The organism is Denitrobaculum tricleocarpae (assembly GCF_007004665.1).
GTDB classification, from domain to species: domain Bacteria; phylum Pseudomonadota; class Alphaproteobacteria; order Kiloniellales; family Kiloniellaceae; genus Denitrobaculum; species Denitrobaculum tricleocarpae.
Genome location: NZ_ML660054.1, coordinates 530,512 through 548,912 on the forward strand (window position 1 = coordinate 530,512; position 18,401 = coordinate 548,912).

At 57.2% G+C, this 18,401-nt stretch carries 18 protein-coding genes and 1 pseudogene; 2 read left to right on the forward strand and 17 right to left on the reverse strand.

Annotated elements, in window-relative coordinates:
* Nucleotides 1-58 precede the first annotated feature (58 nt).
* The gene (locus FKG95_RS11540; RefSeq protein ID WP_142896492.1) at nucleotides 59-907 is read left to right on the forward strand and encodes an AsmA family protein; all 849 of its coding nucleotides are present in this window, start codon (nucleotides 59-61) and stop codon (nucleotides 905-907) included.
* Nucleotides 908-943: 36 nt separating this feature from the next.
* Here the strand turns inward: FKG95_RS11540 and FKG95_RS11545 are convergent, their stop codons facing one another.
* From FKG95_RS11545 to FKG95_RS11555, 3 genes are all read right to left on the reverse strand, one after another.
* Complete coding sequence (locus tag FKG95_RS11545; RefSeq protein ID WP_142896493.1) at nucleotides 944-1,843, reverse strand: branched-chain amino acid aminotransferase; 900 nt, start codon at nucleotides 1,841-1,843, stop codon at nucleotides 944-946.
* A 377-nt stretch (nucleotides 1,844-2,220) separates the two neighbouring features.
* Nucleotides 2,221-2,715 carry a hypothetical protein gene (locus tag FKG95_RS11550; protein WP_142896494.1) on the reverse strand — a complete coding sequence of 165 codons (495 nt, stop codon included), beginning with the start codon at nucleotides 2,713-2,715 and terminating at the stop codon, nucleotides 2,221-2,223.
* Nucleotides 2,716-3,276: 561 nt separating this feature from the next.
* Complete coding sequence (locus FKG95_RS11555) at nucleotides 3,277-3,876, reverse strand: CPCC family cysteine-rich protein (protein ID WP_142896495.1); 600 nt, start codon at nucleotides 3,874-3,876, stop codon at nucleotides 3,277-3,279.
* Nucleotides 3,877-4,194: 318 nt separating this feature from the next.
* On the opposite strand from FKG95_RS11555, the pseudogene FKG95_RS30155 reads away from it, so the two are divergent.
* Nucleotides 4,195-4,335, forward strand: a pseudogene (locus FKG95_RS30155) (transposase); the annotation flags it as partial.
* Nucleotides 4,336-4,373: 38 nt separating this feature from the next.
* Here the strand turns inward: FKG95_RS30155 and FKG95_RS11570 are convergent.
* The 14 genes from FKG95_RS11570 to FKG95_RS11635 all read right to left on the reverse strand — a co-directional run bounded on the left by FKG95_RS11570 (nucleotide 4,374) and on the right by FKG95_RS11635 (nucleotide 18,232).
* Complete coding sequence (locus FKG95_RS11570; RefSeq protein ID WP_142896496.1) at nucleotides 4,374-4,805, reverse strand: DUF6334 family protein; 432 nt, start codon at nucleotides 4,803-4,805, stop codon at nucleotides 4,374-4,376.
* 4 nt (nucleotides 4,806-4,809) lie between these two features.
* The gene (locus tag FKG95_RS11575) at nucleotides 4,810-7,740 is read right to left on the reverse strand and encodes a coiled-coil domain-containing protein (RefSeq protein ID WP_142896497.1); all 2,931 of its coding nucleotides are present in this window, start codon (nucleotides 7,738-7,740) and stop codon (nucleotides 4,810-4,812) included.
* Between the two features lie 871 nt (nucleotides 7,741-8,611).
* Nucleotides 8,612-9,157 (reverse strand): hypothetical protein, encoded by a 546-nt coding sequence (locus FKG95_RS11580; protein WP_142896498.1) that lies wholly within the window; start codon nucleotides 9,155-9,157, stop codon nucleotides 8,612-8,614.
* A gap of 149 nt (nucleotides 9,158-9,306) precedes the next feature.
* Complete coding sequence (locus tag FKG95_RS11585; protein ID WP_142896499.1) at nucleotides 9,307-9,516, reverse strand: SMI1/KNR4 family protein; 210 nt, start codon at nucleotides 9,514-9,516, stop codon at nucleotides 9,307-9,309.
* Nucleotides 9,517-9,623: 107 nt separating this feature from the next.
* Nucleotides 9,624-9,995: a hypothetical protein gene (locus tag FKG95_RS11590; RefSeq protein WP_142896500.1), complete on the reverse strand. Its 372-nt coding sequence runs from the start codon at nucleotides 9,993-9,995 to the stop codon at nucleotides 9,624-9,626.
* 84 nt (nucleotides 9,996-10,079) lie between these two features.
* The gene (locus FKG95_RS11595) at nucleotides 10,080-10,616 is read right to left on the reverse strand and encodes a hypothetical protein (RefSeq protein ID WP_142896501.1); all 537 of its coding nucleotides are present in this window, start codon (nucleotides 10,614-10,616) and stop codon (nucleotides 10,080-10,082) included.
* Nucleotides 10,617-10,765: 149 nt separating this feature from the next.
* The gene (locus tag FKG95_RS11600) at nucleotides 10,766-11,236 is read right to left on the reverse strand and encodes an SMI1/KNR4 family protein (RefSeq protein WP_142896502.1); all 471 of its coding nucleotides are present in this window, start codon (nucleotides 11,234-11,236) and stop codon (nucleotides 10,766-10,768) included.
* Nucleotides 11,233-11,361 carry an HNH endonuclease gene (locus FKG95_RS30450; protein ID WP_142896503.1) on the reverse strand — a complete coding sequence of 43 codons (129 nt, stop codon included), beginning with the start codon at nucleotides 11,359-11,361 and terminating at the stop codon, nucleotides 11,233-11,235. Before FKG95_RS30450 ends, FKG95_RS11600 begins: the two co-directional genes overlap by 4 nt.
* Nucleotides 11,362-11,512: 151 nt before the next feature.
* Nucleotides 11,513-11,884, reverse strand: a complete 372-nt coding sequence (locus FKG95_RS11610; protein WP_142896504.1) for a hypothetical protein — start codon at nucleotides 11,882-11,884, stop codon at nucleotides 11,513-11,515.
* On the reverse strand, nucleotides 11,881-14,670 hold the full coding sequence (locus FKG95_RS11615) for an ATP-binding protein (RefSeq protein WP_142896505.1): 2,790 nt from the start codon (nucleotides 14,668-14,670) through the stop codon (nucleotides 11,881-11,883). The genes FKG95_RS11610 and FKG95_RS11615 overlap by 4 nt, the downstream gene beginning before the upstream one ends.
* Nucleotides 14,671-14,958: 288 nt before the next feature.
* On the reverse strand, nucleotides 14,959-15,327 hold the full coding sequence (locus tag FKG95_RS11620) for a hypothetical protein (protein WP_142896506.1): 369 nt from the start codon (nucleotides 15,325-15,327) through the stop codon (nucleotides 14,959-14,961).
* Nucleotides 15,324-16,178: a hypothetical protein gene (locus tag FKG95_RS11625; protein WP_142896507.1), complete on the reverse strand. Its 855-nt coding sequence runs from the start codon at nucleotides 16,176-16,178 to the stop codon at nucleotides 15,324-15,326. Before FKG95_RS11625 ends, FKG95_RS11620 begins: the two co-directional genes overlap by 4 nt.
* A gap of 58 nt (nucleotides 16,179-16,236) precedes the next feature.
* The gene (locus FKG95_RS11630; protein ID WP_142896508.1) at nucleotides 16,237-16,494 is read right to left on the reverse strand and encodes a Bbp19 family protein; all 258 of its coding nucleotides are present in this window, start codon (nucleotides 16,492-16,494) and stop codon (nucleotides 16,237-16,239) included.
* The gene (locus FKG95_RS11635; RefSeq protein ID WP_179954062.1) at nucleotides 16,487-18,232 is read right to left on the reverse strand and encodes a portal protein; all 1,746 of its coding nucleotides are present in this window, start codon (nucleotides 18,230-18,232) and stop codon (nucleotides 16,487-16,489) included. Before FKG95_RS11635 ends, FKG95_RS11630 begins: the two co-directional genes overlap by 8 nt.
* Between the last annotated feature and the right edge of the window lie 169 nt (nucleotides 18,233-18,401).

Consider the following 18,401-nt stretch of genomic DNA (forward strand, 5'->3'; position numbering starts at 1 on the left):
AGCAAGCCAACGAGCCCCACAGGGTCGTATCGCAAGCCCAACAGAGGGAAGCAGTCAGATGAAACGATTTCTCACCATTGGCGGCGGCGTTGTCGCGGTCATTGCCACTCTCTGGTTCGTTGTGGCCACCTTCGTATTCCCGTCTATAGGATCCGTGGTCAAGGCTGCGGTCGAAAAGATTGGCTCAGATCTGACGCAGACAACCGTCCGCCTCGATGACGCCCAGATTTCCTTGACGGATGGCAGGGGCAGCCTGCACGGCCTGCACATGACCAACCCCAGCGGTTTCGAGGACACCGATGCCTTTGCCTTCGAACTGATTGCCGTTCAAGTAGACCTTACGACCATCACGAGCGACGTTGTCGTGATCGATGAAATTATCGTCGAAAAGCCGCGTATCCGCTACGAGATCGGGCAGAAAGGCACGAACATCGACACCATTCGCGGCAATGTAGAATCTCAACAGTCTGCCGGGACTTCGTCCGACGATGGTCCGGGCCGGTCTTTCATCATCAAAAACCTCTATCTGCGCGACGGCACTGTCAGTGTGGCGGCAACCGGCCTCTTTGATGAACAGCTCGCCGTGCCCCTGCCCGATATTCACCTGACGGACGTGGGTCAGGACGGTGCCGGCGCGAGCCCCGGGGATATCGTCGAACAGACCCTGGCAGCCGTTGGAAGCGGGATCACGACGGCCGTGGCCGACGTCGACCTGGATAGCATTCGTCGGGGCGCCGAGGATCTCGCGACAGATGCAGGCGAAGTCATCGAGGACGCGGCTGAAGAAACCGGCAAGGCCGCCAGCGACGTCGGCGAAGCCATTGGCGAAGGCGCTGAACAGGCTGGCGAAGCGATCAGCGAAGGCGCCGAGTCCGCCGGCGAAGCTATCAAAAGTCTCTTCGATTGACGACAGCCCAGCCATCCAGGGGGCCATGACAACCCGCTAGGCGACCGCGCTTCTGTCGCCGGGCAAGCGCCTGACCTCGTCATGATAGTCACGGACCATCTGTTTGGTGATATCGCCCACATCAAAGCGATAAGGCCCGATCTGCGAGACCGGACAGACTTCGGCCGCACTCCCGGTCAAAAAGCACTGCTCGAAACCCTCGAGTTCGTCAGGCCTGATGGCCCGCTCAATGACCCGGATCTGACGCCGTTGCGCCAGCTCCATAACGGTCTGCCGTGTGATCCCATTCAGGAAGCAGTCGGGGTCCGGTGTGTGCAGGGCTCCATCTTTGACGAAGAAGACATTGGCGCCCGTCGCCTCCGCGACGAGGCCGCGGTGGTCAAACATCAGGGCATCGTCGTAGCCGGCTTGCTCCGCCGCATGCTTCGACAGTGTACATATCATATACAGACCCGCTGCCTTGGCCTGAGTCGGGGCGCAATCGGGAGGCGGCCTGCGCCAGTCGGAAATCGTCAGACGAAGGCCGGCTTCCAGGGCATCCGGCGTGAAGTAGCTCGGCCACTCCCAACTCGCCATTGCCACATTTAGTCCGCTGTCCTGCGCCGCGACGCCCATCATTCCGCTGCCCCGCCAGATGACCCTGCGCAGATAACCGTCGGAAAGCCCGCTCGCCCGGATCACCTCCTGCGCTGCTTCATCAAGCTCATCGGCGCTGTAAGGACAGTCCATGCCCATAATCCGGCAGGAATTGATCAGGCGTTCGCCATGGGCCTTCAGCTTAAAGACCCGGCCAGCGTAGAACCGTTCGCCTTCAAATACGCTGCTGCCGTAGTGCAGGCCGTGGGTCAGGACATGAACCTTGGCATCGCCCCAGGGCAACAGAGCCCCGTTGAGCCAGATCGTGCCTTCACGCTGGTCGAAAGGAATAATTGCCATGATTTTCCTCACCCATCATATGATTGTGTCGTCAACATGGTCTTAACGGAAACAATCATATCTAATAGGTCAGTATTACTGACATGTTTTTCCTGCACGGCAGCTATGCGTCCTGGATCTGGAGCGTCCCCAAGACGACTGAAACACATCGGCCGGAAAGTGAGGGAGCCGTGATGCGGTCCAGGAGGACACACGAACGTTCTGCGCATTGCGCCAGACTGCGTAACATCAGGCATAAAAAAATCCCGCTCGGGCTCATGCCTTTGCGGGATTCGGACCCATTGGCCCAACGCAAAAATCGCAAATTCTGACTTCTAAGTCAACGACTTGGGGATAAGTCTGGCCGCAAGCTGTAAAAATCGTGACGCGTTCTCAATCTAAGCCTCGTCGCCTTCAGGCTCTACCTCGGCTTCTGCGTCATGCGAGCAGCTGACGCTCTCGACCTTGCCGTCCAGCAGCCAGACCTGAATGCCCAGAGCGTGGTAATCAAGCACCTGGTAAGGCGCTGCCTCATCGTCTTCGCTGAGGTCGAGTTCGTCATTCTCGTCCGGCTCGGCGCCAAGAATCTCGGCCAGCTCTTCCATGCTCGACTCAATGACGTTGACGTCGTTACACATAAAGACTTCGCGCGAAATGATGGTATCGACGAGGCCATCCTGGGTGTAGATATCGATGTCAACGCCGCTGACTTTGAAGTGGCTTTCCTTGTAGCCGGCGACTTCCGGATAGTGCTCAAGCCGCAGGCCGAGCATCTTTGTATAGTCTGCAATCGGTGTGCGGAACGAGACCGGCCCGAGCCGCTCGTTTGGCACCCAATCCCACTGGAAAGCCGCGCCATCGACTTCCTCGGTGCTTACATCCTCTGCCATCATCCCAACCTTTGCCCTTTACGCCTGCCAAGAGCCTGACCGCTATTCACATCGTTCGTGAATGATTTAAGTCAGTCTCCGTGCCTTTATCCCAAAACCCGACTGCGCCCAGACCGGGATACGACTGAGCGGAATATTGCCGATGAGCCTCACAATCGCACCCGGCGCCACACGCATTTACGCACATACAAACATTTCCGGGTATTCCGATCGTCAGCCTGTGCTCCTTAATGGCACAAGGATGATTACCAAAGTGTTTTCAACACCCCACTCCGGCTTGTTGCTCGCGCGGTTTAGAGCAGGCTTTCTGCGGAATTAACCGGCGCAAAAAACTATAATTCCGCCAGGTTTACTGATCTGCGGCCTTTTCCGAGTTATCATTCCGCGATGTGGAAAATCCAGGCTCGTGAGCGGAAAGAAACCAAAATCACCCTTTGCGATGATCCGGCGGGCAGCCAGGTCTACAGCCCGTCCACCCGTTTAATTTCAATTCATGCCACAAACGCCCGAGTTTTTGAGGGCTCGCATACGAGCGGAATACTGCCGAATGATTTCGGCGTATCGTCAGTCACTTGCCTTTTCATCATGCGAACAGCTGACACTCTCTACCCGCCCTTTGAACATCCACACCTGGACATTCAGAGCACTGTAATCCAATGCGACATACGGAGGTTCATCATCATCTTCACTTAAATCGAATTCTTCCCTTTCATCGGCCTTGCCACCAAACAAGGCTTCCACATCCTTCTCGGTTGCGCCAATCAGGTTTTTACCCCGAAATTCGACAACCTCCTCACTACGCACCCAGTCCACGCGATTATCCACGACATATACATCAACGCCTGCGCCAGGAACCTCGTAGTGTTTCTGTAAATCGTCAGCGGCCTCCTTGTCAGGGATCTCGCGAAGACTAAGATCTGCAATGTACTCATTGATCGGAGCTCCAAAGCTGATCGGCCCGACACGTTCATTCGGCACCCAGTCCCACTTGATATCTGCGACGGGATCGACTTCATTTGCCCCGCCTGTAAAGTCGGGGTCACCAAGTTGGACATTGTCATCTTCGCATCTACAGATCGCGCAAATATCGAAGCAGCAGGCCCCAGGATGCCACATGGTGAGGTAGCCACAACAATGGTAGGGATAACGTTTATAGTCAGTCATAGACTACCTTTGTATGACGGTCATTGACCTGCCTGCTCAATTTCACCTCACGCAAAAAGCAAGAGAACTAGAAAGTCTCGCTACCGTTCAATTATCGTTCGGCATCCCGGATGCAGAAGACGGCGGTATTTCCTCGAGCCGTGGCTTTCTTAACTTCATTACATACAACTGCGAAATTGCACCGTACGCGGAAAAAGTCGCCTTTGCTTCATTCAAACTGATTGTATTGGCACCTCCACGCCGATCAGGGTTGTCGGCCTGGACATTATCATCTTCCCGACCGCAAACCGATGCACACCTTACCCGCTCGATCGAAAAATCTATCGACGCAGAAATGTCATTGAGCGTCTGTTCTGCAAACTCAAAAACTGGCGGCGGATCGCAACGCGATATGACCGACACGCGCAAAATTACCTATCCGCAATCGCTCTCGCAGCTCTTATCATTGCGTGGATCTGAATGAGTCCTCAACCTAAGGCAAAGGCTTTCGTACCAATTTACTTTACCGGTTCCACACGACTAACCCGAACTGCCGACGCAATTCCCATAAACTGAATGATAGTGTCAGAGCCTTTGCTACCGTCAGTCCACCAGAACTGAATGGCATCCTTTGCACCATCCTGGCTTTCCAACTTCCAAAACCACAAAACGAACTTCGAAATCACCTCCGTCCATGGCGCCCGGTTGGAGACGTCCACGATTTCATCTTCGTCGTCCGTAAATCGAGAAAAGTTTGCATTAGGTTCGCCAGCTTTCTTCACACTGTAGATAATGTCATCGTTTTCCGGATCCGCTTCGACATGCAGACAGAGATCCCCGAAGTAGAGAGTCAGTGCATAGTATTTGCTGCGTGAGTGTTCATTTACAATAGCTGTTACTCGTGTCAGGCGACGACTCTCGCCAATCACCTTATCCAGGTCGTTTTTCATGATTTTATTGCCCGTGGTTTTTCTGCGCCAAGCGTTTGGCCGACTTAACAATCTTAATAGCTCTATCAGCATCTTCATCATCAAGAGCCGCCAAATTTGCGAGTTCAGCTAGTGTTTTCTGCTGATAGTCCGTTCGAATAGCCTGAATTTCCTTAGCTCCGCCACCCCTCATCTTGACCGCTTCGAGTGCCGTAGTATCTTTCAACGAAGCCAATGCCCCTAACTCTCTTTTACCACCGCGAGTGAGCTTTATTCCAGGAACATCAGCGTTCGCTTGATCCGTTTCCGTCGAGGTAACCGGTGTGCCTGAACCGGAAGCCGCAGTGGACGAATCGGAACTTTGTGTCGAACCTCTCGACGTATGTGCGCCTGTTGTGTCAGTCTCTGACACTCCAGATGTTAAGCGGGTATCAGCTCCTGGCTTGGGAACTTTCTTCTTTGCGTCGTCGCTACTCTCGCTGTGAAGAATGGTTACCCCACTCAAATCATCACTCTGATCCGGACTAGCGAGTATCAACGGCTCCTGTTCCTGCGCCGGAAAGCCTGGCGCCTGTCCTGGGAGGGGGCCATGATCTGTCGGATTGCCGCCGGTGTGACTGGGCATGAGTTCTTGCCCAGGCCCTGCTTCAGACGGCGGGAGAGGGAGAGTCGGCACCGGGTCGGCAGGTGGTCCGGGTTGTATCATCGGACGATGCTCGTCAGATGGAACGACGGTCGCCTGACCCCGCTCTCCGGCGTCTTCCGAGGTGCCCGCGGGCCCTCTTTTCGCATCCGCCCGATAGAGCAGCTCAGCTTCGCTGCTGCCCTCGACCTTCAGGTCCAGTCGGCTGCTCGGCAGCGTCTCAATGACGACTTGCCCGGTCTCCGGGTCCGTGAAGTATGCTTCGACGCTGTAGTACCTGCCCGTCGCAAGATCGTAGTACTGGCGGATGGTGACGTCGCCGTACCTTGGGTCTTCAAACTTCAGAGTGCGTGACCCGACGTGATTGTCCTCTGCTAAAATTTTGCTGGGGATGCTCTCGCCATCGCCGATCGAAACCGACGGACCGCTGAGGTCCGTTTCTGCTTCGGATGACGCCACCGAAGCGCGCAACCTGCCCGGCAGGCTGTAACGGGAAAGATAGACCTCGATCATCCAGGCCGCGGCTTCACGGGTCAGACGCTCAAGCTCAAGGCCGGCGGCGTTCGCAAGCTCGTCATCCAGAGGGTTTCCGAAGGGGCCGAAATACCACTCACCAGGCCGAGAAGCTGACTTCTTCCCGCCGCCAGGAGCGGGCGGCCTGGCCCCTCCACCTCGAACAGGCACGAAAAGCAGGGAGCGGCCGTTGTCGGGAAAATTCCCCTCCACACTCACCCTCATTGAGGTGAGTTTTCCGATCACCCGACCGGCATCACGCCGAAGTTGCCGACGGGCCTGGCGCGGCGTCATCCCCTTGCCGAGGTCGTCCAGATAGTTCTGCTCAAGCTGGTCCAGGATCTGGTCGACCCGAGGCCCGGAGTGCTCACCGGTAAAGAGCGATCCCAGATCGCGTTTAAGGGCCAACATCTCGTCGGGTTCGAGCATCTGGGTGTTGCCGTCACCTGGCCATTCCGCTTCGGCGCGGCGCAGAGCTTCCGGCGGCTCAAGGCCAAGGTCGAGCCAACGCTTCAAGATCCCGCCACGTGCGCGTGTTTCGGGATCAAAGGCCAGGGATGCGAGGAGCGGCGCGGCATCGCGCAAACCGCCGTAGAGTGTGGCGCCTGCGAGCCGTCGTTCGTCGTCGCCGCTGTGCAGCAATCCGGTTGTGTCTTTTGCGAGATGGGGCGGCATGTAGCCGGTCTTGGCCACCGTCGAGACGACTTGCGCAACCACCTCCTCCGGCGCACCCGCGCGCAGGGCCTGGCTGTAGACCTTCTCATAAAAGGCGTCCACCGCCCGACGGTTCTGAGGGTTCTCAGGGTCGAACCCCATGCCGGTGCTTAAGGTTAGGGCCAGTTCGTCACCGGCGATCTGCTGCGCTTGGCGCGCAATCTCCGCCCGCGCGACCTCGGCACGCAGAGCTTTCGCCTGCGAAGCACTTAGCGTGCCCGCTTCCTCCGCGCGGCGGATCTCCGCCTGCCCGGCACGACCTGCGCCGATGTCGTTGGAGAGCTGCAACGCCGTGCCCGCGCTCTGCTGCCCGAGCTCGAGCGCCTCGGCGGAAGCCCGGCGCTGCTGGACCTCTCGTGCGTCGTCCAGTAAGCCCTTGAGGCGCTCCTCCGACAGCTGGTCGTGCCAGTTCCCGGTCTCCAGTTCCGCAATCAGACCCGCCGGGTCGCTGGTCATTCGTGCGTCCAGCAATTGGTTCAGGCTGTGGGTTTTCCAGGCAGCGAGAGCCTCCGGGCGCAAGCCGAGACCGGCCAGCAGCCCCGCTTCGCCGCTGGTTTCGTCGCCAAAGAGTTCCAGGGACGCATTGATAAATTCTGCTGGATCCTGCGCGACACGCTCTGACCACTGCTGCACCAGCGCCTGCGTGTCATCAAGGCTCGCGCGCAAACGCTGCTGCGCTTCGCGTGCCAACAGCTTTTGCCGGTAAGCATCTCGCCGCGCCTCGATACCCTCACTCAAGCGCTCATGCAGAGCCTGGCCTTCATATTGTTGCAGCACCGCATCGGCGCTGCTCTTAAAGAGCGACTCATACCGATTGATCCGGCTCTCGCTGTCTTCTTCCGGCGGTGCTTGCGCATCGCTCTCGGCGCGGCGCTTGGCAAGGTCGCGGTCGAACTGCGACATCTGCTGCTCGGCCTGCCGCTTCTGCCGCTGTTCGATCACCTGGCCAAGCTCCGCCGCCCCGGCACCGAGATCGGCGAGATGGCGGCCGGTCCCAGCACCGAAATGAGCGGCCTGAGCACGGGGTGTGCTGGAAAAGGCAGCGGGCGCAGATGTCCGCTGCGGCAAAATCGGAAACCGCGGCATAAAATTCCTCGCGATGTTGGGGAAAGGCTGAAAGGCCAGATACGAAAAACGCCACGCGGCCCGGCAAAACCCGCACGGCGCGGCGCATAAAAAACACCTCGCGAAGAGGTCCGTTAATGTCTAGGGATCAGAACGACACCCTGAGGTCCGAGAGACCGGAGGGTTACGGTTGTCTGGATCGTGAGGATAAGTCCATGTTCACAAACTCAATCCCCACGCTCTTCAAAGCACTCTCACGGCGCAAATTTCCATTTTCAGGTCATATGACTTGAAAGCATCTAGGACCTCAAAACGAGAAAACACCTGCGTCTCTTCTGAGAAGGAATGAAACACTTGTGTTCTTGCCTGCGTTGCCAACTGACCGGGAAATACCAAAATCGGATTTAGCTCCTAATTGCTTATTGGATTAGGTAAAGCATCTCGTCACCAAGAAGCCTCGTGACTGGACTCTGACTATCAATGAGTCGCCGCTCGACCAGGGTGAGTCTGGGGATCGAGGAGGCCAATCATCCTCCCCGAAATAGATAGCGAAATAGGGCGGCAATCCATCTGCTGTTAAAGAAGAAACCGTAACCTCGGTCGCGCGGTCCGGCAGTTTAAAAGCCGGTTTCGTTTTCAGTGAAGTTTGCGGACATCGCATGCGGTAGAGGTTCTTCCATGCTCACTCACTTTTCGGCCTCAGGAACCGTGCACCGATTATACAGCCAAGCCTAACTGACGATCCTGTCGTCGTCGTTTCAATCACATAAATGAGTATGAGCGACACGGCCGTTATCATGAAATGCGACCTCGCAAACGAGATCTTCAAATGGAAAGAACCATTCGATTTTACCTTCAAAAGTCTCCATTGCGGCTCTGTAAAACCAAGCTTTTATTCAACTTGAAATGGGAGGCCCGGAAACAATGGAGGCCTCAAGGCCTCTACAAAATTCTTAGTGAGCAGTTTTAGGCGAACACGGAGCATATCCGCGTGCTCTGCATCTTTTGGGATCTCAAGGTCATCCAGCTCTTCAAACGGAAGACCGGCATCAAAGCGCTTAAGCCAAGTCTGATACATCTCAATGTAAACTCGAAGTGCACCTACACCATCCCCAATCGGCACATAAAGAATGTAGAGCGGCGGTAAATCACCAACCACAACCCAGGCCCACTCCGGAAAGCCGTCTTCATCCTCGAGTGCGATCGGGTGCTGTGTATCGATCTTGTATAGAAAAACCGCCACGATCGGCGGACAATAGGCAGCGACATAGGTCTCTGTTGTCGGCGGACACCAGGGCTCCGCTGACAGAACGGCTTGAGCCTTGGCTTCAATGTCGGCAAAACCGCTTTCTTCTTCCTCGCTCCTAAGAAACCTCTGTCGAAAATCGTTCTCCCGAAAGACCAAATCGAAGTCAATGTCGATGTCGCACGCCGTCACGCCAATTCTCCCTGGGTTCCGCGAATTGTTTCGACTGTAAACTCACAACAGTCAAAAAAGAACATATAAAGAACCTTTAAGGAACCTAGACAAGAAGAGTCAACCACTTTTTTCAACACATAGGTGTGCGATCAGACCGGACGCCCCCGTCAGTCGTCATCTTCCGGTTCGTAGAGCATTTCGAGAAACTCCGTGAAGCTGCCCGCAATGACATAGAGATCCTTCTTAGAGTGGTCCGTCCACATCGGAACCAAGTCGATAAAAACCACAGCACCATAGCGCTCCTCCGATAAATCAAAGCATATCGGATCGCCAAAGCTGTCAGTTGCAAAAGGAAACGCGAACGTGTCATTCGGCAAAGTTGCAAGAGCCCGTCACTATAAATCGGTTCAAAACATGGAACAGGCGACCAGTTTCTGTTCTGATAAACCAGATATCGGACCAGATTTAAGCGATGTTGCGATAATCAATTTGCTTCTACTAAAACAGTTGTCGGCCACTTAGGATGATCGACCCAGACTGATAACCTTGCTTCTGTTTCGGCAACGTCCACTTCCATAAGAACATCACCATCGCTGGTAGACATACCGATCTTGCGTCCTGGTGCTTCAATCACGCCCTCGAACACTTGTTGCAGGTTTTCCTTCTTTGAGCCTGCAATTTCATTAGCCAGTTCGACAAAGACTTCGCCTTCCATATCTATCATGCAAAAGATAGAAACGCATGAGGAACTGGCATCTGCAATACCATCATCGTCATGCATTGGAACAATTACGTCTGGATGACTATCGTCCATAAAGAATACGACTCCATGCGGAACCAACAGCGTTCTATTCATTCTCTCGTTTCCTCCCCCAAAGCTCTTGTCACAAACCGCCAACAGCCAGCAGCGGTGGGCTGGACAATCGAGCGGTTGTCCCGACTAACCTTGCGAGCCCGGGAACAAGGGTGGACGTTCATTCTCCAGAAAAAACTCGGTAAGAAGCTTTGCGCGAACGCGAAGCATCTCTGCATGTTCCTCATCGTGGGGCACTTTGAGATCCGCAATCTCTTCAAGCGGAAGGCCGGCATCAAATCGCTTAAGCCAAGTCTGATATACGCCAACGTAACATCGTAATGCATCCAGACCATCCGCGATTGGCATGTACAGAATATAGAGCGGCGGCAAATCACCAACCAAAACCCAGGCCCATTCCAGAAAGCCGTCTTCATCTTCGAGCGCGACCGGGTGCTGCGTGTCAATTCTGTAAAGAAAAACCGCCACGATCGGCGGACAATAGGCAGCGACATAGGTCTCTGTTGTCGGCGGACACCAGGGCTCGTCGGAAAGAACGGCTTTAGCCTTCGCTTCAATGTCGGCAAACCCGCTTTTTTCTTCCTCGCCCCTAAGAAACCTCTGTCGAAAATCGTCCTCCCGAAAGACCAAATCGAAGTCAATGTCGATGTCGCACGCCGTCACGCCAATTCTCCCCAGGTTCTGCCAATTTGCTCGCCCCTAAACTCACAACAATCAAACAGAACATATAGGGAACATTTATGAAAACGAGAGCAGAAGAGTCAACAGCTATTTTTCAACACATAGGTGTACGATCAGACCCGACGCCCCCGTCAGTCGTCATCTTCCGGTTCGTAGAGCATTTCGAGAAACTCCGTGAAGCTGCCCGCGATGACATAAATATCTTTTTCTGTATGGTCTTTCCACATGGGCACCATATCGATGAAGATGACGGCACCGAACCTTTCGTCGGACAAGTCCAAGCAAATCTTGTCATTGAAGCCGTCATTTCCGATCTGAAAAAAATTCTTGAATGCCGGATCGGAGAAATATCCATCATTCAAATCGAACATCCATTGCAGCTCCAGAGACTCTATCGGGTAATCGATGCCGTAAAGAAAGGAGACACCGCTCTCACTTTCCTTATGCCCCACCAAGGGAAAAGTATCTGGAACCGGTCGCCCGCCATTGTAGGTCAGCAGGAATTCTCGATAGTCGGAGGGGAGCCTTATACCGTTCGAAGTCTCAAACTCTGCAAGCCTCTCCTTAGTCAAGTGAGGTCCTCTATTGACCAACTCGGTCACATTTTTTCCTTCTTAAAGAAATTCAGAATTCCACCTCTATGCCCCACAGCATCATGAATCCGCTTCAGCACAAGCTGCATCGTTTTCATATCCTGATGGTGCGGAACACTTTCTCCGGGAGTCATTGCCAACGACTTTTACCTTGGGACTTTTTACTGGCTCATCGTCAGTCCCGTCGCCGATCTTCGGTCGACTCGATCTTCACAGCATTCTTTTGACATAGCGATGGGAGACGCAGTAACGACACACTAAATCTCGCTTACGAAAAATCGAACGCTACGTCGCCTCGACCAAAACGACATTGGGAGAGTCTAAGTCATCAACCCACACTGATAGCTTTGCCTTGGTGTCAGCAACGTCAACCTCCATGATGACGTCTTCTACACTTGTGAACATAGCGACCTTGCGCCCTGGAGCATCAATTAATCCGTCGAAGACATGCTGCAGATTCTCTTTCTTCGACCCCGGTATCTTATTTGCCAACTCAATGAAGACTTCACCATCAACATCAATTTTCGTGAATACGGAAACACTTGAATCGTTGGCATCAACAACATACCCGTCATCATGCATTGGAATAATGACGTCTGTATGATTGTCGTCGAAAAAGAAAATTACGCCGTTTGGAACAAGCATTGTCTTGTTCATTTTCCACCTTTCTTCTTTTTTTTCATATTTCGTCTACGCTTTTCTTGCGTCACTTCACCACCTTGTCGTCGAGAACAATTTACGCAGTGAGGTAAAAACCATTTTGGCTCCTCAAGCGCCTGTGAGGGTTGATGATCACCAATTGCTTTTCCGCTTGTAGTCCCTGGATCGTGTGTACCACAAGTATGGCAACCATCCTTCTTCATCAATTGCTCGATGAGCCTCTGCTCTCTCGCTCGGATACGCCCACGATAACCTGGAATAAGTTCCCCTGCATATGGCCCAATAGTAAGCGTGCTGTTTTTTGTGTAGTCTTCGCTCAGTAAAACAATAGGAACGTTGAGCTCATCGCTCTGCTCCGGATTTATAAGTATCAGCGGTTCCTGTTCTTGCGCTGGATAGCCTGGTATCCGGTCAGTGCGCGGGCCGAGTTCGGTCTGATTGCCGCCGGTGTGACCGGGCATGAGCTCTCGCCCGGGCCCTGCTTCAGACGGCGGAAGTGGGGATGTCGGCACCGGATCGGCAGACGGTCCGGGTTGAATGATCGGGCGATGCTCGTCAGATGGAACGACAATCGCTTGGCCACCTTCCTGCCGTGAATCGTCCGGTGCCATTGCAGTCGGTGCCGTCGTCCCGCGACCGGGCTTCGGCTGACCCCCAACAGACCCCGCAGGCTGATTAAAACGGCTGCTGGCGTACTTCTCGGTCACCCATCGCTTTTTGTCTTTGTCGTAAAAGGTGACTTCGAGACTGTCGTAGCGCTCGGCCGTGATGTCATACTGCTGGTGGAGTATCAGGCGGCCATGCCCTGGCAGGAAGAACGCGACACTGCGTGTGTTGGTCACTTCGTCTTCCTTGACGACATCGGCCAGACGAGGTTGATCGTCCCCCAAGCGAACCACCGCTTTGTCGAGCCAACCCGCAATGTCCGGGACAGTCTCGAAAACGTAGATCCTGGTTTCCTCCGACAGACCGTTGAGCCAGCTATCAAGATCATCCATGACTTCGGGAACTTCGAAGCCCCAGTCTTTGGCCGTCTGGATCGTGTAGGAGTACGCGGCGGCCACGAGGATGACGGATCCAATCGCCGCGCCTGCACCAACAACAGCCGGCACAGCCATTTTCTGCAGCCGGGGCTCGGTCGGGATCAGAACGCGTTCCCCATGCCGCTCGCTCCAGACGAAGCCGGCCTCCGCCAGCCAGCTATCCGTTTGCGCCAGGCGAATGAAGGCCCTGCCCTGATCGCGCTGTATCTCCGCTCTTGCTTTTTGTGGAGACCTCCCCTCACCCAGCAACTTCAGATACTTGCTCTCGAGCCGCATCAAGAGTTCAGCAGCAACAACTCCTCCCATTCGTTCGCCCAGGCGCTTGCGCAGATCCTGACGAAAAGCTTCTTTGTTCTCCTGGTTAAACGGACTGGAGGTTCCTTCGCTCATCAGATCCGCTTTGGCCCGGACAAGTGCATCACCCGGCTCCAACCCAGCATCGAGCCACCGCTTGAGCACCCCACCCCGGGCGCGCGCCTCGAGATCGATGCTGTCCTCAACAAGTTCGGGCGCGAACTCCCGCAAACGCCCGTAGAGTTCGGCGCCCTGAACCTGACCCGCTTCGTCACTGCCCAACAGCAGTCCAGTGGTGTCTTTCGCGAGACGCGGCGGCATGTAGCCGGTCTTAGCCACCATCGTGACGACTTGTGCGACAACCTCTTCAGCCGCGCCCTCACGCAGGGCCGGACTGTAGGTCTTCTCATAAAAGGCGTCCGCCGCCCGGCGGTTCTGAGGGTTCTCGGGGTCGAACCCGATGCCTGTGCTGAAGGTCAGGACCAGTTCGTCACCGGCGACCTGTTGCGCTTGACGCGCGATCTCGGCCCGCTCGACCTCGGCACGCAGAGCTTCGGCTTGCGGAGCGGAGAGCGTGCCCACTTCCTCCGCACGGCGGATCTCTCCCTGCCCGGCACGGCCGGAACCGATGTCGTTGGAAAGCCGCAACGCTGCGCCGCCACGCTGCTGCCCGAGTTCGATGGCCTCGGCGGAAGCCCGGCGCTGCTGCGCTTCGCCCGCCTCAACGCGTAGCTGCTCCCTCCGCTCCTCCGACAACTGATCCTGCCAACGCCCCGTCTCCAACTCCGCAATCAGACCCGCCGGGTCGCTGGTCACCCTTGCATCCAGCAATTGGTTCAGGCTGTGGGTTTTCCACGCCGCCAAAGCCTCCGGACGCAACCCAAGACCGGCCAACAACCCCGCCTCGCCGCTCGCTTTGTCGCCAAAGAGTTCCAGGGACGCAGTGGCAAATTCTGTCGGATCCTGCGCGACACGCTCTGACCACTGCTGCACCAGCGCCTGCGTATCGTCGAGGCTTGTGCGCAAACGTTGATGCGCTTCGCGTGCCAACAGCTTTTGCCGGTAAGCATCTCGCCGCGCCTCGATACCCTCACTCAAGCGCCCATGCAAAGCCTGACCTTCGTAGTGTTGCAGCACTGCATCGGCGCTGCTCTCGAACAGCGACTGATGCCGCGTGATCCGGCTCTCGCTGTCTTCCTCCGGCGGTGCTTGCGCGTCGCTTTCAGCGCGACGCTTGGCAAGGTCGCGGTCGAAGTTCGACATCTGCTGCTCGGCCTGCCGCGATTGCCGCTGTTCGATCACCTGGCCAAGCTCCGCCGCCCCGACACCGAGATCGGCGAGATGGCGGCCGATCCCGGCGCCGAAATGGGCGGCCTGGGCGCGGGGCGTGCGGGAAAAGGCAGCGGGCGCTGATGTCCGCTGCGGCTGTACCGGAAACCGCGGCATATCAGCGCCTGCCGCTTTCAATGGAACAGAGGTATTCGAGGGCAGATCCGCGGCAGCGTTTACGGAGCACACTGCGTTCGGATCGGCCTGGGACTGCAGTTAAATGCAACATGCTCTAGGTCCTCGCGACGTTGGGAAGGGCTCAAAGCCCTGAAACGAAAAACGCCACGCGGCCCGGTGGATCCGGACGGCGCGGCGCAAAAAAAAGACCTCGCGAAGAGGTCCGTTAAAAATCAGCTATCGAAATCACCTGTCGACGACAGTTTGCAAAACCAATCGCCTCTCCGGTCATTCACGTGAAGCCGCTCGGGATTTCCGACCACCTTGTTTGGCCGTTGTTGTGACACCGATTGCCTTCTTGCCGAGTGACAGCGTCGAAGCACGCTTGACGGGCGCTGTCCTCACCCTTGTCCACTCGACAGCAGCCGGCGCAACCTGAGGATCGTCATCGCCAGCGCTCGCAGGAGCGCTCTCCGCCGTCACCCAGCTGTAGTACTCCTCAGCAATCTCCAGCAGGCCGCGGCTATCGCGCGCGCCCTGGCGTTGCGCAGCCAGGCGCAGGCAGTCCAGCCGCAGATCCTCGCGCTGAATCTCGCAGTCCGGATGGCGAGATTGAACAGAAGCGGCAGCGGGCGTTTCAGGTTTCACATCACTCACGACAGGATCTCCAGTTTTTCGGTCAGGGCGGCCATGCGGGCAACGGCCTGCTGATGGCCGGGATGGGAATGCTCGAGCCAGGCTTCGCGGAAGGCCGGATCCGCCTTGAGGGATGCGATCTGCGCGCGGACGGAACCGGGTTGGGAGAAGCTCTCACCGCCCTCACCTTCCAGGCTGTCCTCGGCCATGGCCGCGCCGATGCGCGCGAACATCTTGAAGACGGCGGCGCGGCCTACGGCCTCTTCCAGGCCGTCGATGATCTCGGCATCGCCGAAAGACCGGGCCGCGCGCCGCGCCTGCTCCATGTTGCGGTCGAAACTACCGCCCCATTCAGACCGCAAGGCCTCGTCTTCCCGCTCGGCGCGTTCGATCCGCCCCTGCTCGGCCCGCGCAGTTTCACCGCCCAGATAGCCGTGCCAACCCTCGGAGAGTGCCGCCACCTGTGCTTTGGTCAGACCGGCGGAATGGAAGAGCCCGCGCATCTGCTCCTCGAAGGCCGCGTCGCGCTGAACGCCATCCGGGACGGAAATCTCGTAGCCCTCCGCGGACTCCGGTCGACCCAGACGGTCGTAAACCGCGTTCCAGGCCTCGCTGTCACCTGCCTTAGGAATGGCGATCTTGTCCCGCCCCACGAGCTTTTCCAGATGGCGGTAGGACTCCAGCACCGCGCCCGGTCCCTTCCAGCCTTTGGTCTCCAACAGTGTGCGCTGTTCTTCGCTCAAGTCGCTGGTCCAGTCGGCAGCGCTTGCAGGCTCAGGGGTACTGTCTGAAATATCTTCAGGTCCATTTGTTTCTCCGGACCGGCCATCATCACCAGGCAGCATCGATCCCTCGGTGGTCTCTAACGGCATCGCGTCATCCTATATCTAGTTTCGGGCTACTCTTAGGCAGAAAGACCGGGGCCCGGCCTCACTCCGGCGCGTTCTCATCACTCAGCTGCCAGATCTGCTTTTCGGTCATGTTGAGATGCATCTGCAGGCGCAGCCAAACCTCACGGCGGCCCTCCCGCAAGGCGGTCGCATGGCTATCGCCAGGCTGAAAGCTGGGGCGGGTCGCGCAGCAGAAATTGCGCAGATCGGCAAGCACCGCCTGCCCGTCCCGGCTTGCGAAGGTGCGCCGGTAAGCCAGACGGCGGCGGCGCAGAAGGCGGGCGAAGACCTCACGCATTTGGCAGGCCTTCCCCATTGCCGGGAGGCGGCACCGCACCCGGCGGAAGTCCGCCCCTTGCACCACTTGGGCCAACCGGGCCTTCACTTCCGGCTGCGATCTGCTCCAGCACGGCCTCCAGACCGGCACCGCCCCCCTCGACGTTTGAGAGCTTGCTCACCGTGTCGGCCACCTGCGGACCGGCGGCCAGGGTCTGGCTCAGGCCCTCCTGCTGTGTGCGCTCGCCGCGCAGGGCTTCGACCTCTTCTTTCTTACGCAGAATATGTTCGACCCCGTGCACTTCGACGGCGATCTTGGCCACTGCGTCCGCGTCGAAATTGTCGAAGACGCTCGGGTCCGCCGCCGCCATCGCCCCGGCGATTTCCAGCGCGCGCATGACACCCAATCCCTCTTCCGCCCGCTGCGCCCGGGTCAGGGGCGAGTCATACTGGATTTCATAATCACCACCCGCCTCTTGCAGAGCCGCCGGCATAGGCGGCAGAGCATCCGCGCGCGCCAGGATCGCGAGCTCACGCTCGATCATGGGCCCCAGCGATTCCGATTGCTGCCGCCCGACGGTCGGCCCCAGCAGCACGCCCTTCTCCTGCGCGCGCTCCAGAACTTCGGTCGCGGTCATGGCCGGCCCCTGCACCAGGATCTGGAAGAGGCTGACCAGGAAGGCGTCGTTGATGACCTCTCGGCGCTGGTTCATCATGTCCAGGCCGATATCGACCCGGGCGTTGTTCTGGAAAGGCTGCATCAGGGGGCGGCCGGCACTGTCGACCCCGCCGTAGTTGATCGCGTTCGGCCGCAGGTCGGGACGGCCGCCCAGGATTCCGTCATCGTGAATCAGGACCGGCGGATCGACGGTCTTGTGGGCCGCGCGGATGATCGTCCGGCTCATTTCGTTGAGCATCTTTATGTCCGGCAGCACCGCCATTGCCGGGGACCGCCCGTAGACTTCATTGGGCGCCGTGACATAGCGCGAGACCGCATAGGGGAACTGCTCGAAGCCGCCTTCCTGCAGAATCATCCGGTCCTCCACCGCAACATGCGTGCTGGCAAAGGGCAGGTTTTTGGCGTCGGCCTTGCCCGGCTTGATCTCTCCACGCGGCAAAACCGCATGCAGGAATTCGAAGCGCCGCTCAGGCTCTTTCTCCAGCGCCCGTTGGATACCGCGCGGCAGGTCTTTTTCCGGCCAGCGTTGCGCAGCCTGGCGTGCCGAGAGACGGTACTTCCGAAAGACCGTATCGATCCGCCCGTTGGCGTCCTCGGCAAAGCAGCAATCCGAGAGATGGATCGACTTATAGCGCAGGCCGCTGCCCACCTCCTCACCGACAAAGAGCACGCCGGTGCCAAAAGCGCCGAGGCTCATATAGGTCTCGTGCTGCTGGCTGGCATAATTGGCGCGGGGACTGTAGCGCGCAGCGAAGAGAATGTCCTCGACCTGCCGGAACCAGTCACGCACCCCATCCGCTTCGTTCAGCGCCTGGTCGGTCGCGCGCAAGCGATGCCATCGCTGCGCGCGCGGCGTGAGCATGGATTCCATGGCTGCCGCGAAGCGCTCCAGGGCGATGGGCGCGGTCGAGTCAAAAATCTTTTCGTTGCGCTTCGCCCCTTCGGACCATTTGGTCTGGAAGGAATCCTGGCGCGGCAGAATACGCTCGGCAATCTCACGCCAGTGGTTCTCCCAGGTCGTCCGCGACGACGCGAGTTCCTGATGGCGACGAATCAGCTCGTCTGCCCTGCTGTCTTGCATAGATGGAATCCTTATTTTGGCCTGGGTAGGAGCAACGGTGGAAAAAGTGAAATCTAAAATTTTATTCAAATTCGTTGGTAAGCCGATGTTAACCATCCGCGCACTATGATTCGGGCTGAATTCGATAAAGGGTCGGGCGCCGTCCGCGGCGAAAAGGCCGGTCGTTAAG

Coding starts and splice junctions, on each gene's coding strand:
- FKG95_RS11540 (WP_142896492.1), top strand. CDS start 59: ATGAAACGATTTCTCACCATTGGCGGCGGCGTTGTCGCGGTCATTGCC.
- FKG95_RS11590 (WP_142896500.1), bottom strand. CDS start 9,995: ATGAATAGAACGCTGTTGGTTCCGCATGGAGTCGTATTCTTTATGGAC.
- FKG95_RS11615 (WP_142896505.1), bottom strand. CDS start 14,670: ATGCCGCGGTTTCCGGTACAGCCGCAGCGGACATCAGCGCCCGCTGCC.
- FKG95_RS11625 (WP_142896507.1), bottom strand. CDS start 16,178: ATGCCGTTAGAGACCACCGAGGGATCGATGCTGCCTGGTGATGATGGC.
- FKG95_RS11570 (WP_142896496.1), bottom strand. CDS start 4,805: ATGAAAAACGACCTGGATAAGGTGATTGGCGAGAGTCGTCGCCTGACA.
- FKG95_RS11555 (WP_142896495.1), bottom strand. CDS start 3,876: ATGACTGACTATAAACGTTATCCCTACCATTGTTGTGGCTACCTCACC.
- FKG95_RS11610 (WP_142896504.1), bottom strand. CDS start 11,884: ATGAACAAGACAATGCTTGTTCCAAACGGCGTAATTTTCTTTTTCGAC.
- FKG95_RS11550 (WP_142896494.1), bottom strand. CDS start 2,715: ATGATGGCAGAGGATGTAAGCACCGAGGAAGTCGATGGCGCGGCTTTC.
- FKG95_RS11630 (WP_142896508.1), bottom strand. CDS start 16,494: ATGCGTGAGGTCTTCGCCCGCCTTCTGCGCCGCCGCCGTCTGGCTTAC.
- FKG95_RS11545 (WP_142896493.1), bottom strand. CDS start 1,843: ATGGCAATTATTCCTTTCGACCAGCGTGAAGGCACGATCTGGCTCAAC.
- FKG95_RS30450 (WP_142896503.1), bottom strand. CDS start 11,361: ATGACTCCCGGAGAAAGTGTTCCGCACCATCAGGATATGAAAACGATG.
- FKG95_RS11635 (WP_179954062.1), bottom strand. CDS start 18,232: ATGCAAGACAGCAGGGCAGACGAGCTGATTCGTCGCCATCAGGAACTC.
- FKG95_RS11575 (WP_142896497.1), bottom strand. CDS start 7,740: ATGCCGCGGTTTCCGATTTTGCCGCAGCGGACATCTGCGCCCGCTGCC.